At 60.6% G+C, this 13,162-nt stretch carries 11 protein-coding genes; 4 read left to right on the top strand and 7 right to left on the bottom strand.

What is annotated here, in order from left to right; translation table 11 throughout:
• Nucleotides 1–93: IS3 family transposase (locus ACUY2T_RS06240; protein WP_448307600.1), on the top strand; the 93-nt coding region annotated here is incomplete at its 5' end.
• A gap of 351 nt (nucleotides 94–444) precedes the next feature.
• Here ACUY2T_RS06240 and ACUY2T_RS06245 read toward each other — a convergent pair.
• The 7 genes from ACUY2T_RS06245 to ACUY2T_RS06275 are packed head-to-tail and all read right to left on the bottom strand — an operon-like array spanning nucleotide 445 to nucleotide 8,876.
• Nucleotides 445–669, bottom strand: a complete 225-nt coding sequence (locus tag ACUY2T_RS06245; RefSeq protein ID WP_034984987.1) for a phosphopantetheine-binding protein — start codon at nucleotides 667–669, stop codon at nucleotides 445–447.
• On the bottom strand, nucleotides 669–4,175 hold the full coding sequence (locus ACUY2T_RS06250) for an isochorismate synthase (protein WP_448307978.1): 3,507 nt from the start codon (nucleotides 4,173–4,175) through the stop codon (nucleotides 669–671). Before ACUY2T_RS06250 ends, ACUY2T_RS06245 begins: the two co-directional genes overlap by 1 nt.
• Before the next feature lie 37 nt (nucleotides 4,176–4,212).
• On the bottom strand, nucleotides 4,213–5,055 hold the full coding sequence (locus ACUY2T_RS06255; protein ID WP_049780521.1) for a 2,3-dihydro-2,3-dihydroxybenzoate dehydrogenase: 843 nt from the start codon (nucleotides 5,053–5,055) through the stop codon (nucleotides 4,213–4,215).
• 29 nt (nucleotides 5,056–5,084) lie between these two features.
• Nucleotides 5,085–5,960 carry an ABC transporter ATP-binding protein gene (locus ACUY2T_RS06260; protein ID WP_011274156.1) on the bottom strand — a complete coding sequence of 292 codons (876 nt, stop codon included), beginning with the start codon at nucleotides 5,958–5,960 and terminating at the stop codon, nucleotides 5,085–5,087.
• Nucleotides 5,957–7,060 carry a FecCD family ABC transporter permease gene (locus ACUY2T_RS06265; protein WP_011274155.1) on the bottom strand — a complete coding sequence of 368 codons (1,104 nt, stop codon included), beginning with the start codon at nucleotides 7,058–7,060 and terminating at the stop codon, nucleotides 5,957–5,959. Before ACUY2T_RS06265 ends, ACUY2T_RS06260 begins: the two co-directional genes overlap by 4 nt.
• The gene (locus ACUY2T_RS06270; RefSeq protein ID WP_448307979.1) at nucleotides 7,060–8,085 is read right to left on the bottom strand and encodes a FecCD family ABC transporter permease; all 1,026 of its coding nucleotides are present in this window, start codon (nucleotides 8,083–8,085) and stop codon (nucleotides 7,060–7,062) included. The genes ACUY2T_RS06265 and ACUY2T_RS06270 overlap by 1 nt, the downstream gene beginning before the upstream one ends.
• A complete protein-coding gene (locus tag ACUY2T_RS06275) occupies nucleotides 8,082–8,876 on the bottom strand; it encodes a GNAT family N-acetyltransferase (protein ID WP_448307980.1) in 795 nt (264 codons plus the stop codon). The genes ACUY2T_RS06270 and ACUY2T_RS06275 overlap by 4 nt, the downstream gene beginning before the upstream one ends.
• 69 nt (nucleotides 8,877–8,945) lie before the next feature.
• Here ACUY2T_RS06275 and ACUY2T_RS06280 point away from each other — a divergent pair, with 69 nt between their 5' ends.
• The 3 genes from ACUY2T_RS06280 to ACUY2T_RS06290 all read left to right on the top strand — a co-directional run bounded on the left by ACUY2T_RS06280 (nucleotide 8,946) and on the right by ACUY2T_RS06290 (nucleotide 13,115).
• Nucleotides 8,946–10,349 (top strand): SidA/IucD/PvdA family monooxygenase, encoded by a 1,404-nt coding sequence (locus tag ACUY2T_RS06280; RefSeq protein WP_293791609.1) that lies wholly within the window; start codon nucleotides 8,946–8,948, stop codon nucleotides 10,347–10,349.
• Entirely contained in the window at nucleotides 10,346–12,013 is a 1,668-nt protein-coding gene (locus ACUY2T_RS06285) for an amino acid adenylation domain-containing protein (protein ID WP_011274151.1), read from the top strand. Before ACUY2T_RS06280 ends, ACUY2T_RS06285 begins: the two co-directional genes overlap by 4 nt.
• Nucleotides 12,014–12,107: 94 nt before the next feature.
• On the top strand, nucleotides 12,108–13,115 hold the full coding sequence (locus tag ACUY2T_RS06290) for an ABC transporter substrate-binding protein (protein ID WP_034984980.1): 1,008 nt from the start codon (nucleotides 12,108–12,110) through the stop codon (nucleotides 13,113–13,115).
• The last annotated feature ends 47 nt before the right edge of the window (nucleotides 13,116–13,162 follow it).

Raw genomic sequence — 13,162 nt, forward strand, 5'->3', positions numbered from 1 at the left:
AGGTGGTACAACACCGAACGCATCCAACAACGACTAAAGGGCCTGACCCCGATGCAATATCGGAATCAGACCCTTGAACCCCTCACCGCCTAGAATTAAACTAGTCCAACTTTCGGGGGCTAGTTCAACTTTGCTGTGGTAGGGGTCTTTTTCGTTTCTTGCTAACGCCCTCGCAGGGGACAAATGCTGTTGGGGTGTAGCGGAGGTAGGTAACTGCCGGCGTGGGGGTCTAACTTCGGGGCGTTTAGGACATTTGTCCCGGATGACCCGTGGAAAGTGCAGCGTTGAGCGTGGAGAGTGGAGGCACGGGTGAGGTTTGGAGGGTGGACCATGGCGAGTGGAGACCCTCACGGTGCGTCCGCGTGTACACGTGACCGAGTCATGCCACACCCACCTGCATCTGTTCGGGTGTCAGCCTGTTGCCCGCCTAGACCCACATCTAGCTTAACTATCCAGCAGTTCGATCCAGGCCGTCAGCCGAGTATCCTCCGCTAAGTCGGCGAAGCTCACATCGTAGCCTTTCTCCTGCAGCCAAGTGAGAACCGTAACTAGCTGCAGAGAGTTCATACCCTGGTCATAGAGTTCCTCGGAAACCTCGATCTCCGCTGGCTCCATCTTCATCGTCTCGGCTACACATCCGCGCAACTGGTCTTCAGTGATTGGTTCCATTAGTTCGCTACCTCAATCTTCCGTTCGGCCGTGCTATCTGCGTTGTTCTGTTGGATTCGTTTATTCACTTTGCCCACCCCGGTGGTGGGGAACTCCTCCACGATGTGCACGTGGTCCGGTACTGCGAACCGCGCGATACCGGCAGCCCGAGCATGCTTCCGGACAGCAAGTGGCGTTAGATCATCCACCCCATCCCTCAGGATCACATAGGCCGTGATGGCTTCGCCCAGATTGTCGTCCGGAGTGCCAACCACCGAAACATCGTGGATATCCGGATGGCTGAGCAACGCGTTTTCGACTGCTTCCGGAGCCACCTTTTCCCCACCGCGGTTGATCTGATCCTTTGCCCGGCCGACAACCGTCAGAGCACTATCGTCGACGGTGACGATGTCGCCAGTAATGTAAAAGCCATCTTCGGTGAATGCCCTAGAGTTGATCTCTTCAGCACGGTGATAGCCCCGGATCGTGTACGGCCCGCGGGTGAGTAGGTGTCCGGGGTGGCCTTCTGGGAGGGGGAGCGTGGCGTCATCAACAATGCAAATCTCATCGTGGCTGCTCATGGGGCGACCCTGTGTATTGATTATTTCCTCGGTCGAGGCGTTTAACGGTGTGAAGTTTACGAGTCCCTCAGCCATGCCGAAAACCTGTTGCAGTTGGCAGTCGAGTTCCGGCCGGATGCGGCGGGCCACCTCGGCAGATAGCTTCGCCCCACCCACCCATAGCGTGCGCAGAGTGCGTAGGTCGTGGCGATCGCGGGCCGGTGCGTTGAGAATGCCCAGTACCGCCGGAGGTACCAGGGCGAGGTGAGTCGCACCGTGGTGGTCAATGGCAGGCAGCAGATCGCTGGGCATCGGTGAATTGGCGAAAACGATGTGCGCTCCGCGCAGCAGCGCACCCAGAATTCCCGGCGAGCTGAGAGTGAAGTTATGCGCCGCGGGCAAAGCGACGAGCAGGCAAGATTCCGTCTCCAAGTCACAGGCTTGCAGCGCACAACGGATCGAATAGAGATAATCCGCATGGGTTCGCGGGATTAGCTTCGGTAGGCCGGTCGTGCCACCGGAGAGCTGCAGGAACGCAAGCTCGTCTGCTTCAACATCGGCGGTTGGAGGGGCGGGTGACTCTTCGTTTGCAGCCTCCGAGTGCCCCGTTGATTCGGTAGCCCAGGGAGATTCGGCGGTCTCGTCGATGAGGATCGCTCGAACAGTGCGGCCATCGTCCAGCGGCTCTTGTAGCGTGGCGTGGACGCCCGCAAGGTGCCGATCGGGGCGCGACGTGCTGATGTAGAAGCGTGCTGGCGCGTGGCTGGCGAAGTGGCGCACCTCCGTGGAGCCGAGGTCAGGCAAGGCGAAGATGGGAATGGCGCCGAGCTTCCATAATGCCAAGAGAGTTTCGAGGAACACCACACTATTGGGAAGCTGCAGGATGCAGCCATCGCCCCGGCGTACTCCGGCTTGGTGAAGGTAGTGGGCGGCGGTCTCGACGCTGTTGTCTAGTTCGTGCCAGGACAGGCTGCGGTGGCGGTCCGTCGTGGCGGGTCGATTGGGAAAGGTGGCAACCGTTTGTTGGAAGACATCCCAGTGGGTGTGGTGGGTCCATATTCCCTGGCGGTGGTATTCCTGCGCGAGGGTACGGGGCATGTGGTTGGCCAGTACCTCTGGGCCGTGGCTTCCGTTAAGCGGGCTGAGGTGGGGCTCGGGATTGGGCGCTATGTGTGCTGACGGGAGCTGCGCGGTGCCTTCTGTATCTCCCTTTGCGGCCAGTCCCAACAGCGCACGCACCGGACCGAGTTTGAAGTTGGTTTCCTCGATCTCCTGGTCTGGCTGGGATTCGGCAACGATTCCGCCGCCGGCTCGGGCAGACACTTGGGAGCCTTGAACCGTGGCACTTCGGATAGCTACCCGCCACTCGCCATCGCCGTGGGAATCTGCGTATCCGATGGCGCCGCCGTACAGACCCCGCTCCGGCTCCTGCTGGCGCAAAAAGTCCAACGCAGCAGCGGACGGTGCTCCATTGACTGCCGGAGTGGGGTGTAGCAACGCAGCCAACTCCAGAACGGAGGTATCAGGGTTCCGCAACGTGCCTTCGATATGGGTTCCTAGGTGCCAGGTGTGCGACGTGGCGGTCAGCGTGGGTAATTCCGGAACGTGTAGCTGAGTACACAGGGGTTCAAGAACCTTCCGGATGGCCGTGGTCACGAAGCGGTGCTCGGCGATGTCTTTGTGGGAGAGCGTGAGCTCAATTGCCCGCGCCCAGTCCGTCACCGGGTCCTCCGATCGAGCGATAGTTCCGGCCAGCGGGTGGGAAACAATCCGCGCGCCTTCCTTGCGGATCAGTAGCTCCGGGCTAGATCCCACGAAGAAAGCTTCTTCGGGGCCGTTAGTCGTAGCTACCAGGTGCCCGTGCCCCGTGGCGGAGGTTTCCATGAACCCTCGTAGCAGGGCTTCCGGCTCCACAGGGCTAGCCAGCGTGTACTCCTCCTCGCGGGAAAGCACCACCTTTTGAAACTCGCCACGCCCAATCGCCTCCACGGCACGGCTAACCCGCCGGCCATGCTCTTGCAGGCTGGGGCGTTGTGAGATGTCCACCACGTCGGGAACCAATGGAGCCGTCTTCCAACGCGGAGCTCCCGCGTGCCGCTGAAAGCTCTCGGGGGCCAGCAATACCGGTGCTGTGTCTGGATCGAAGGGCAGCGCTCCCACCACGACGTCTTCCCGTCCTGCCTCCGCCGCCCTACGAAGTGCTGCGGCGGCTTGCTCTACCGTGCCATAACGAGTTTTGACGCCGCAGGTTGTCAGAGTCTGGTCGCTGTCGCTCATGGCAAAGCTGGGTGGGCCACTAGCCTCCCCACTGGGCGGACCATCGTGCACCTCCAGCTGTTTCAGCGCGCTGGCCGTATCCAGGCTTCTTCCACAGCGCTTGGCTACCCAATCAATCGTTTCCTGGTGGTCCTGTGCCGTGAAATCCGCAATTCCGTCCGTGATCACAAACGGCTGAATGTCCTTCATAAACGCATCCACCGCGGTGACCTTGCAGCCCATGTGGCCATATACCCCGGTGATAATTAGCTGATCCCGCCGAGCGAAAGCCAGCGACTGGTAAAGGTCCGTGCGCTCGAATGCGGAATAGCGCCACTTCGTGAGTATCTGGTGATGCTTGCCTGGCGCCAACTCTTTGATGATCGACGCTTCCTCGGCTGTTTGTAAACCTTGTCCCCACATATCGCTTAAGAGCCCTCGTCGGGTGGGGTGCTGTTGCGGCGGCTGGGCGGAATAGAACACAGGAATACCCAGCTGATCCGCCGTGGTGATGAGGCGCGCGATGTTGGCGAGCGCCGAGTGTAGCGGTTCTTTGTTCCAGTCATAGGCAGCTAGGAAGTACTTCTGCATGTCGTGCACCAGCAGTGCTGCGCGTGCGGGCTCCAGGGCCCAGGATCTCGCCGGACAATCGGCGGGCAGTGTGGTGGATGGAGTGGGGATGGGATAGGGCGAAATGGGTGGAATCGCCATAGAGATAACCTTTCGTTGGGCTGGTGGGGTACAGAGGCTAGGCATCTAGGGTGGCGCCACCATCAACACGGAGGTCGTGCATGGTGATGTGGCAGGCTGCAGGGGAGATAAGAAAGAGGCATGCTGCCGCGATATCTTCTGGCTGCGCGATGCGTTGTAAGGGGATGCCTAACCGGTAGTCCTCCGGTACACCGGCAAGGGTCTGCGCGGCTCGATCCTCGCCGTGCCAGCTGGTGCGTAGCATCGCGGTGTCTGTGGAACCAGGGGATACGCTGTTGCAGCGCACCCCGTGTGGGGCGCACTCTAGCGCCAGAGTTTTCAACCAGGCAGTCGCTGCCGCTTTGGAAGCTCCATAGGAGGCCATGCGTGCCCGGGGCTGTGCTGCTGCATTGGAAGTCACTGCCACAATTGCTCCAGTGCCGCGATCCACCATGTGCTGGGCGATTGCGGAGCATGTGCGGGCTAAGCCGGTGACGTTGACAGCGAAGTTGTTTTCCCAGGCTCCGGTCTCGTCGGGGTCCGTACCGATACCCGAGACTGTGTCAACTGTGTCAACTGCCGTGGGGCCCGTCAGTGCGCTATCTGGGATTAAGGTTCCCGCGCAGTGGATGAGTGCATCAATGTGCCCGTGAGCTGCCAGTGCTTTCGACAGGTGGCTTTCCACGCTGCGTGGGTCAGTCGGGTTTGAAGAGGTGATGTCTACTTCCGGTAGATCCCAGCCGATCACGGTGTGATCGTTCTGTCGTAGCAGGCGCACACACTCGCGGCCGATGCCTCCAGCAGCACCTGTCACGATCACCGTTTGTTGTAGTTGCGCTTGCTCCGGCGGCGACTCGGTTGGCTGCCGTGTGGCTAGGTGCGGAGGAATGTTGAAATCCATAGCGGACACTGTAATCGACTTAGGTTAGGCTAATCAAGGGTGTTATTTTTGGATTTCTTGAGAGGGATGATGAGCGGGTCGCCAGTCTCCGGATCTTCGATCACCCGTGCTCGCAGGTCGAAAGCCCGCTGCAGTAGCTCTGCAGTAATGATCTCCGAAGGCGAACCGGAGGCCATCACCTGGCCTTCATTCATGACCACTAGATAATCGGAATAACGCACCGCAAGATTTAGATCGTGCAGCACCATAACCACGGTGCGGCCAAGCCGTTGGCACAGGTCCTCAACCAGTTCCAAGATGTCCACGGAAGTCGCCAGGTCTAAGTAGGTGGTCGGCTCGTCGAGGAAAAGGATGTCGGTGTTCTGCGTCAACACCATGGAAATCCACACGCGCTGGCGCTGGCCGCCAGAGAGTTCATCCAGCGTGCGGTTAGCAAGATCCTTGGAATCTGTTTGCTCCAGGGCCTCGAGTACCGCCCCTTCGTCCGTGGAAGACCATTGCCGGAACCACGCCTGGTGTGGGTGCCGCCCGCGAGCCACCAGATCGGAGACCAGCAGGCCCTCTGGGGCCACGGGCGATTGGGGAAGTACGCCCAATAGTCGGGCGACCTCCTTGCGTTTCATGGCCGTGATGTCCTGGTTATTCACACGAACGGTTCCCGTATTGAGGTCAAGTAGGCCGGACATGGCACGCAGCAATGTGGACTTACCGCAGCCGTTGGGCCCCACGATGGTAGTAATCTTGCCCGCCGGGAACGTGGCGCTAAGGTCGCGGATGATGGTGCGCTCGCCGTAGCCCACCGTGATCGAGGACGCAACTACGCCGCTGGTGTCGCTTGGCTGTGCTGTATTTGGTAGTGCCGTGTTGTGCTGTGCTGTATTTGGCTGGGGTGTGGAAGAGGTCATGCGTCTGTGCTCCTAGTGCGTTGAACGAGCAGATAGATGAGGAAGATGCCACCTAGGGCGGAGGTCACAATGCCCACCGGAAGTTCCACCGGCAGAATCGCTTGGGTGACGATGTCCGCCCCCAGCAGCAGTACTGCACCGGTGAGCGCCGAAGCCGCAAGCGGTGGGGTGGGTACGCCGCACATTCGAAGGGCCACCTGGGGTGCTACGAAGGCGACGAAGCCGATGGGGCCGGCGGCGGAGACTGCTACCGCAGCTAGGGCCACGGCCAGCGCCAGCATCGCGACCTGTACGCCGTTGACCCGCTGGCCGAGTGCCCGAGCCAGATCGGGTCCCAAAGTGGTGGCCAGCGCCTGGTAGCCGATCCAGGCCAGTAGGGGACAGCACGCGATCACCAGAATCACCATCGGGATGGTGGTATTCCAGCCCGCTGTGGCCAAGGAGCCTGTGAGCCAGAACTGCGCTTGGGTAGCATTCCGTAGCTCCGAGCGGATCATAAGGAAATTGATGTAGGAACTGAGCAGCGCGGTGATGATGATGCCAAAGAGCACTAGTCGGTAGGAATCCGCCTGGCGCCGCCACGCCAGTGCCCAGATCGCTGTAGCGCTGAGTATCGCCCCTAGTAGTGCGGCCAGAGGGATTCCGATTCCGGACAGCCAGCTGAGAAATCCGCTGCCACCGCCGAGGACGATGACCGTCACGGCCATGGCTGAGGCGCCCGTGGTGATACCAAGGATATCCGGGCTGGCCAGTGCGTTGCGGGTGACTGTCTGAGTTAGCGCGCCAGAAAGCCCCAAAGCACTGCCGACCGCGATGGCGGTTGCCACACGGGGCATGCGCCAGTCCAGGACCACTAGCCTTTCCACGCGGTTTCCATCCCCGCGGAAGACAACCTCCAGCACTCGGGAAACGGAGATGGGGAAATCACCTAGTCCAATGGAAAATGCTCCCAAGAAAACGATAAGGGCCGCGGCAATGAGGCATACAAGCAGCACTCGTGGGCGCCAAACGAAGGAGATTGGCCCGACCCTGAATGCCGGACGGCCTGGAACCCGCTCGGTAGCGGTGAGCCTATTGCGCGAAGTCTTGTTGAGCCCCATCAGAGCGTCGCCACCTTCTTTCGGTAAATCAAGACGATGAAGAACGGTGCACCCACGAACGCCAGCACAATGCCCACCTGGAGCTCGCCGGGCCGGGCGATGAGGCGCCCCACCACGTCCGCGTAAAGAAGTAGTGCTGCACCGGCTAGCGCGGAGTACGGCAGAATCCACTTGTAATCCGGGCCGGTGAGAGCTCGGACGATATGGGGTACCACCAGGCCGATGAAGCCCAGCGGTCCTGCAGCGGCAGTGGCTGCACCTGCCAGCAGTGCGATGATGCCCATGCCACCTAGTCGCGCGGCCGCAGTGTTGATACCTAAGCCAGCAGCCACGTCGTCGCCCAGATTTAGGATGTTCAGCTGCGGGCCCGTGGCAAAGGCCAGGATCAACCCCAGAACCACAAACGGCAAGACGCTGAGCGCGATGTTCATATCCCGGCCCGCTAGGGAACCGACGGCCCAGAAGCGCATCCTATCCAGGTTGTTTTCACTTGTGAGAACGAAGGCGCTCGTGATGGCACTTAGCACTGCCGACAGCGCGGCTCCGCCCAGCACGAGGGTCAGGGGATTTACCGTGGCTCTGCCCGCGGAAGCTAGGCCGAAGACCAGCGCCGTCGCTGCGATTGCACCAAGGAAGGCAACCACCGCAGTCGCCCAAGGCGCGCTGATGCCCAACAGGGCGTAGCTGGCCACCACGCTCAGTGCCGCGCCGGAACTGATTCCCAGTATCCCCGGATCCGCCAGGGGATTGCGGGTATGTCCCTGGATTAGGGCGCCGGCTACGCCTAGTGCCGCGCCCACGATAATGGCCAATATGGTGCGTGGCAGGCGCAGCTCGGCGACCACGCGTTGGTTGACTGGAACCTCCTCCGGGGAGCTACTGGTAGCCGGGAGATCCCGAAGTGCAGCCCACACGTCCTCTGCGGGGATGGAACGGGCGCCGTACAGGAAACTGCAGATCGTGCCACTGACGACCAGTAGGAGTAGTACCCCCAGACCCAGTAGGCGGCTGGTGCGCACACTCATGGCGTGGCCTCCAATCGCTGTTGCGGCTCACGCCCTGCGCTAGGCCGTGTTAAGCCGAACAACCGTACGCGCCGGTCTGCCCGCTGCTGTCGCTCGCCGAAATCTTGGAAACTGGCCTTGGCCAGCGCCCGGTGCGTGCGGGTGTTGCGATAGTCCGGCTCGCCAAGCACCAGCTGGCACTGCGGGTCTTGCTCTAGCAGTGCTGCGGCCAGCTTGCTCAGAAAAGAAGAGAAGATCCCATGGCCAGTCAGTTCTGGCTTGCCGATTGCGATATGGGCTCCCAGGTCGTGGGGTTGAGAGAGATAGCTGCTGCCAATCTCGTCCCGGTGCGGGCGATAGATTTCCACGTACCCCACCGGGGTTGTGGCGTCATTCTCGTCAGACGGTGTAGGAGCTGCGGAGGCATCGCCCCTCGTGGCTTCCTTTGCAGCCCGGATGTGGGGGGAGCGGGGTATCGAATAGGACAGTATTGCGGCGCGAGCGTAGGTGGTGTGAGTTTTTGCGACCCAGTCCTGGCGCCAGCGTTCGGCTGGCCAGGGTTGTTCCCACGTCTCGCGCAAGTGAGGGCGGGACATCCACTCGGCCACCAGATCGGCATCGGAAGATTCGGGATCTGGGTCCGCAGGGCGTAGGGAAAAGGGAGGGTTCATCTGCGGTAACGGTGGCGGGGAAGGGAGGAAATCCGCTGTCGGGATGTCGTGGCGCAACCGGGGCAGTATTTCCTCCGGGCGGGGTTGGGGGCTTCCTGTGAGCAGTGACTCAGGCTGTTGCTGGGGGTCATTGTCAATCATGGGTAAGCATACTACCGTCTATGTGTAAGGTAAGCCTTCACTTGGTAAGGGAATGGTAAGTTGAAATCATTGGCGATCATCGGAGCGGGGCCAAAAGCGCTAGCCGTTCAGGCGAAACTCCACGCTCTGCGCAGCCTGGGCGTTCCAACCCCGGAAGTAACCGTGCTGGATCCGCACGGCATTGGCGGTAATTGGAAGCCTTGCGGTGGGTGGACGGACGGGCGGCAGTTGCTGGGAACCTCGCCCGATAAAGATCTGGGATTTCCCTACCGCACGCGCATCGCGGGCGAGCTCAACGAGGCCGTGGACCGGAGCATGCTGGGGCTTAGCTGGGTGCGCTTCCTTACGGAGTCGGATCGTTATGCCTCTTGGATCGACCGTGGCCACCCCAACCCACCGCACTACCTGTGGGCTAGCTACCTGGAGTGGGCGGCGCAAAAGATGGGAATGCGGGTGGTTCCAGCAACGGTGCGGCTACTCGACGTGACCACTGAAAGTAGTGCCACTAGCCCTACGGGCACGGCCACCGGCACTGCCTCCCAGCCCTGCCGGTGGCGCCTCACTGCCGAGGACACACGTGGCGCCGAGTTCACTCTGGAGGCCGATAGTGTGCTCGTTACCGGCCCTGGCCGTAGCGACGGCAAAATTTCGGATGTTCCGGGTGTGCTCTCTGTGGCAGAATTTTGGGATCTCAAGGCGCGTGGAAGCCTCCCCGAGGTCCCTCGTGTTGTGGTGATCGGTACTGGGGAATCTGCAGCTTCCGTGTTGGACCAGCTAATTCACCTCAATATTGAGGAAGCTCTGGCCGTATCGCCCCTGGCCACGATGTTCAGTCGTGGGGAGAGTCAATTCGAAAACGAGTTGTATACAGATCCGCGCAAATGGGTGACACTCAGCGAAGCAGCGCGTAGAGACTTCATCCGCAGAACCGACCGTGGGGTGCTTTCTGTGCGGGTGCAGCAGGTGTTAGATTCCGATGATCGCGTGGCACATCGCCGTGGCGTTGTCCGCCGTGTGGAGCTGGCGAGCTCGCCGGACGCTGATTTTCGACTGCGGGTGCATATTGATGATGAAGTGTGTGGCTCCTACACCGAGCTGTGCGATCTCGTCATTGACGCTCGCGGTGGTAGGCCCTTGTGGTTCTGTGATGTGATGACGCCACAGGTGCGCCTCCTCCTGGAGCGCGCACTAGGCAACCAGTCCGATGCAGCACTGAGCTCCGTTCCGGCCTGGGAGGCCAGTATTGGGGCAGATCTGGCAGTGGAGGGATTGGTTCCGCACCTGTTTGTTCCGGCACTGGCAGGTATGCGCCAGGGGCCGGGGTTTGCGAACCTGAGCTGCCTGGGCGAGCTTTCCGATCGGGTAGTAGCTGGGCTCGGTGTAGGGGACGGCCTGGGCGATAATGCCGCCGATGTGCAGGCTGGCATGCGGGCTGGGGTGCAGGCTGGGGTTCGGGCGGAGGTGCGTTCATGAGTGCATTTCCAGCACCGCGGCCTCATGGCCGCCGAGTGAAGCAGCGCTATGCCACGGTGGATGCGATGATTTGTGCGGCAGTCCAGGAGTGTGGGGTAGATAGCCCACGGCTAGCGGTTACGGGGCCTGCTGGGGCCATTACTTGGCCAGAACTGGCTAGAGGTGCCAGGCGAGTGGCCGGCAGTATTAGCAGCCGCGGGCTGGGTAGAGGGGACCGGATCGCGGTACTGGCGCGCCGGGATACTCGGCTACCGGTAATGGTGGCAGGGATTCTTCACTCGGGCGCAGTCTATTGTCCATTGGAGGTGGATTCTCCAACAGAGCGTTTGCGTTGGCAGCTGGAAGATCTTCAGCCGGAGCTGGTGATGTTGCTCGGTGTGGAGCAGTCTGCGGAACAGGAGCTGCGCCGAGTCGTCGCCGAAGCTTGCGCCGCTGAAGTGTGGATTGGTGGCGCAGAGTGTGACCGCGAAAATATAGATGGATCGGGTGGCTCGCTGCAGGTGAGCGGTGCGCTGTTGGAGGTGAACACGGACATTTGCCCGGAGGATCCCTGTTACATCACGTTCACCTCAGGTTCGACCGGGCGGCCGAAGGCGGTGGTGAATACTCACCGTGGCGTAGCCTGCCATTTGGAATGGAGCGCCCGGATCGTGGGGCCTGGCGAGGAACTTCGTGTGCTGCAGAAGGCGCCGGCGGTGTTTGATGTGGGTATCGCGGAGATCCTGAACCCCCTGGCTAATGGTGGAACGGTGGTGATGCCCGATTCACAGTGGTGGATGGGGGATATCGATGGCTTTTTGGATTTGCTGGTGGATTACCAGGTCAGTGTGCTGTCGATGGTGCCGAGTATGCTCGGCACGCTGTTGGATGTCATGGACGACATGGGTGAGCCTCTGGAAAGGTTGGCTGGGCTCAAGCATCTGCTGCTAGGTGGCGAGGCTGTGCCCAGTGCGCTGGCAGAACGGTGCCTGCGACAGATCGGTTGCCGGGTGCATGGACTTTATGGGCCCACGGAGGCTGCGATGGATGTGCTGTGGGTTGAATATACCGAGGAATTGCTGGCTGAGCTGGCGGGATCCAGCGCGGGGGATGGTCGGCAACCGTCGCTGTTGGGTCTGCCTCAAGACAATGTGAGCTGTTATCTGCGCGCTGAGGATGGGAAAGAGGTTACCGATCCTGGCCAGGTGGGTGAGCTCTGCATTGCCGGGGTGCAGGTGGCTACTGGCTATTGGCGCCGCCCGGAGCTAACGGCACAATCTTTTGTGCCCAGTTGGTACCCACAGGTTGATGGCGGCCGAATGTACTGCACCGGAGATCTAGCACGATGGAACCAGGTGGGGTTGCTGGAATTCGTAGGTCGGGTGGGTGACCAGGTGAAGATCCGGGGCAACCGAGTGGAGTTGGGAGAGGTAGATGCGGCGCTGCGACGGGTTCCTGGTGTGCGGCAGGCGGCCAGTCGTGTCGTTGGCGAGGATTCACCAGTGCTGGTGGGCTATGTGGTGTGGGATCAGGAAGCAGTGGTACTACCGCCTACGGAGGTGGCTGCTGTGCTGCGCGAATCAGTACCGGAGTACATGGTTCCCAGCCGTGTAGTGGCTCTGCAGGCATTGCCGCTGAGTAGTAATGGGAAGCTGGATCGTCGTGCCCTCCCCGATCCAAATTAAGTTAAAAAGTCTCAGATTACCCTTGTTAGCCTACCCTTGGTGATGGTAGCCTTACCTAATCTTGTTTGTTTAGTGAAATGGAAACCCATTCAGAATGAAGAACTCAAACGTTGTCCGTGCGCTCAGCATCGCCGTGCTCTCCACTACCCTGGTGTTGGGAGCCTGCAGCTCCGATGCAGATGACAAGGCGGAAAATACTTCCTCAGGCGCAAACTCCGCAGCGAATTCCGGCGATAATGCCTCCGAAGTCAACATCAAGCACGCCTGGGGGGAAGACACATACCCCGTAAACCCCGAGCGCGTCGTTGCCATTGGTCCAGCCATCGACAACCTGCTGGCTATGGGCATCAAGCCCTCCGCCGTGGTGGTGTCTGCTAAGGACATGAATGCCCCGTGGCGCGACGGCAAGTTGGATGGCGTGGAGATTATCAAGCAGACCGATTTCAAGACTCTGCCGAAGGAAGAGATCGCCGCCGCTGCTCCGGATTTCATCGTCGGGGACTACTGGACGATCTCCGAGGATAACTACACACAGCTCTCCGAGATCGCGCCCACTCTGGGTGGTATTGGCACCGAGGGTGAGGGGATCAGCTGGAAGTCGCAGTTGAAGGAGCTCGGCAAGATCTTCAACAAGGAAGATAAAGCTCAAGAAGTCATCGACCAGGATGAGAAAGTCTTCTCCGATGCGAAGTCCGAGCTGCCGAATATCGAGGGTAAGACCGGTGTGGTCTCCCAGTTCGCTCAGGGATCCTTTGGAGCTGTGGCCGACCCGAAGGATCCAGGAGCCTCCTTTATCTACGACCTGGGTATGAAGTTCCCGGAATCTCTGACCGACGGCTCAATCGAGGTACAGCAGGGGCGCGTGACTCTGTCGCCAGAAAACGTCTCCGCCCTGGCTGCGGACTTCATGGTGATCTATAACCGCACCGGTGACATCGCGGAGGTGGAGAAGATCCCGGGCTACTCAGACCTGCCGCAGGTCAAGTCCGGCGCCACCCTGGCGGGTAACGAGGCTGTGGTTGCTGGCCTGAACACGCCGACCGCCCTGTCCCGTGCATGGGTATTGGAGCAGGTCAAGCCTACCTTGAAAGAGATCTCTTAGTCTCTTTTTCTCCAGCACCCCTCGCGAATGTGTCGCCCGGTGTGGCA

The sequence above is a fragment of the Corynebacterium sp. 22-2729 genome (genome assembly GCF_053479475.1).

What these genes read in the sequence shown, in the direction of transcription:
- ACUY2T_RS06245 (WP_034984987.1), bottom strand. Translation starts at nt 669, where the DNA reads ATGGAACCAATCACTGAAGACCAGTTGCGCGGATGTGTAGCCGAGACG.
- ACUY2T_RS06250 (WP_448307978.1), bottom strand. Translation starts at nt 4,175, where the DNA reads ATGGCGATTCCACCCATTTCGCCCTATCCCATCCCCACTCCATCCACC.
- ACUY2T_RS06255 (WP_049780521.1), bottom strand. Translation starts at nt 5,055, where the DNA reads ATGGATTTCAACATTCCTCCGCACCTAGCCACACGGCAGCCAACCGAG.
- ACUY2T_RS06260 (WP_011274156.1), bottom strand. Translation starts at nt 5,960, where the DNA reads ATGACCTCTTCCACACCCCAGCCAAATACAGCACAGCACAACACGGCA.
- ACUY2T_RS06265 (WP_011274155.1), bottom strand. Translation starts at nt 7,060, where the DNA reads ATGGGGCTCAACAAGACTTCGCGCAATAGGCTCACCGCTACCGAGCGG.
- ACUY2T_RS06270 (WP_448307979.1), bottom strand. Translation starts at nt 8,085, where the DNA reads ATGAGTGTGCGCACCAGCCGCCTACTGGGTCTGGGGGTACTACTCCTA.
- ACUY2T_RS06275 (WP_448307980.1), bottom strand. Translation starts at nt 8,876, where the DNA reads ATGATTGACAATGACCCCCAGCAACAGCCTGAGTCACTGCTCACAGGA.
- ACUY2T_RS06285 (WP_011274151.1), top strand. Translation starts at nt 10,346, where the DNA reads ATGAGTGCATTTCCAGCACCGCGGCCTCATGGCCGCCGAGTGAAGCAG.
- ACUY2T_RS06290 (WP_034984980.1), top strand. Translation starts at nt 12,108, where the DNA reads ATGAAGAACTCAAACGTTGTCCGTGCGCTCAGCATCGCCGTGCTCTCC.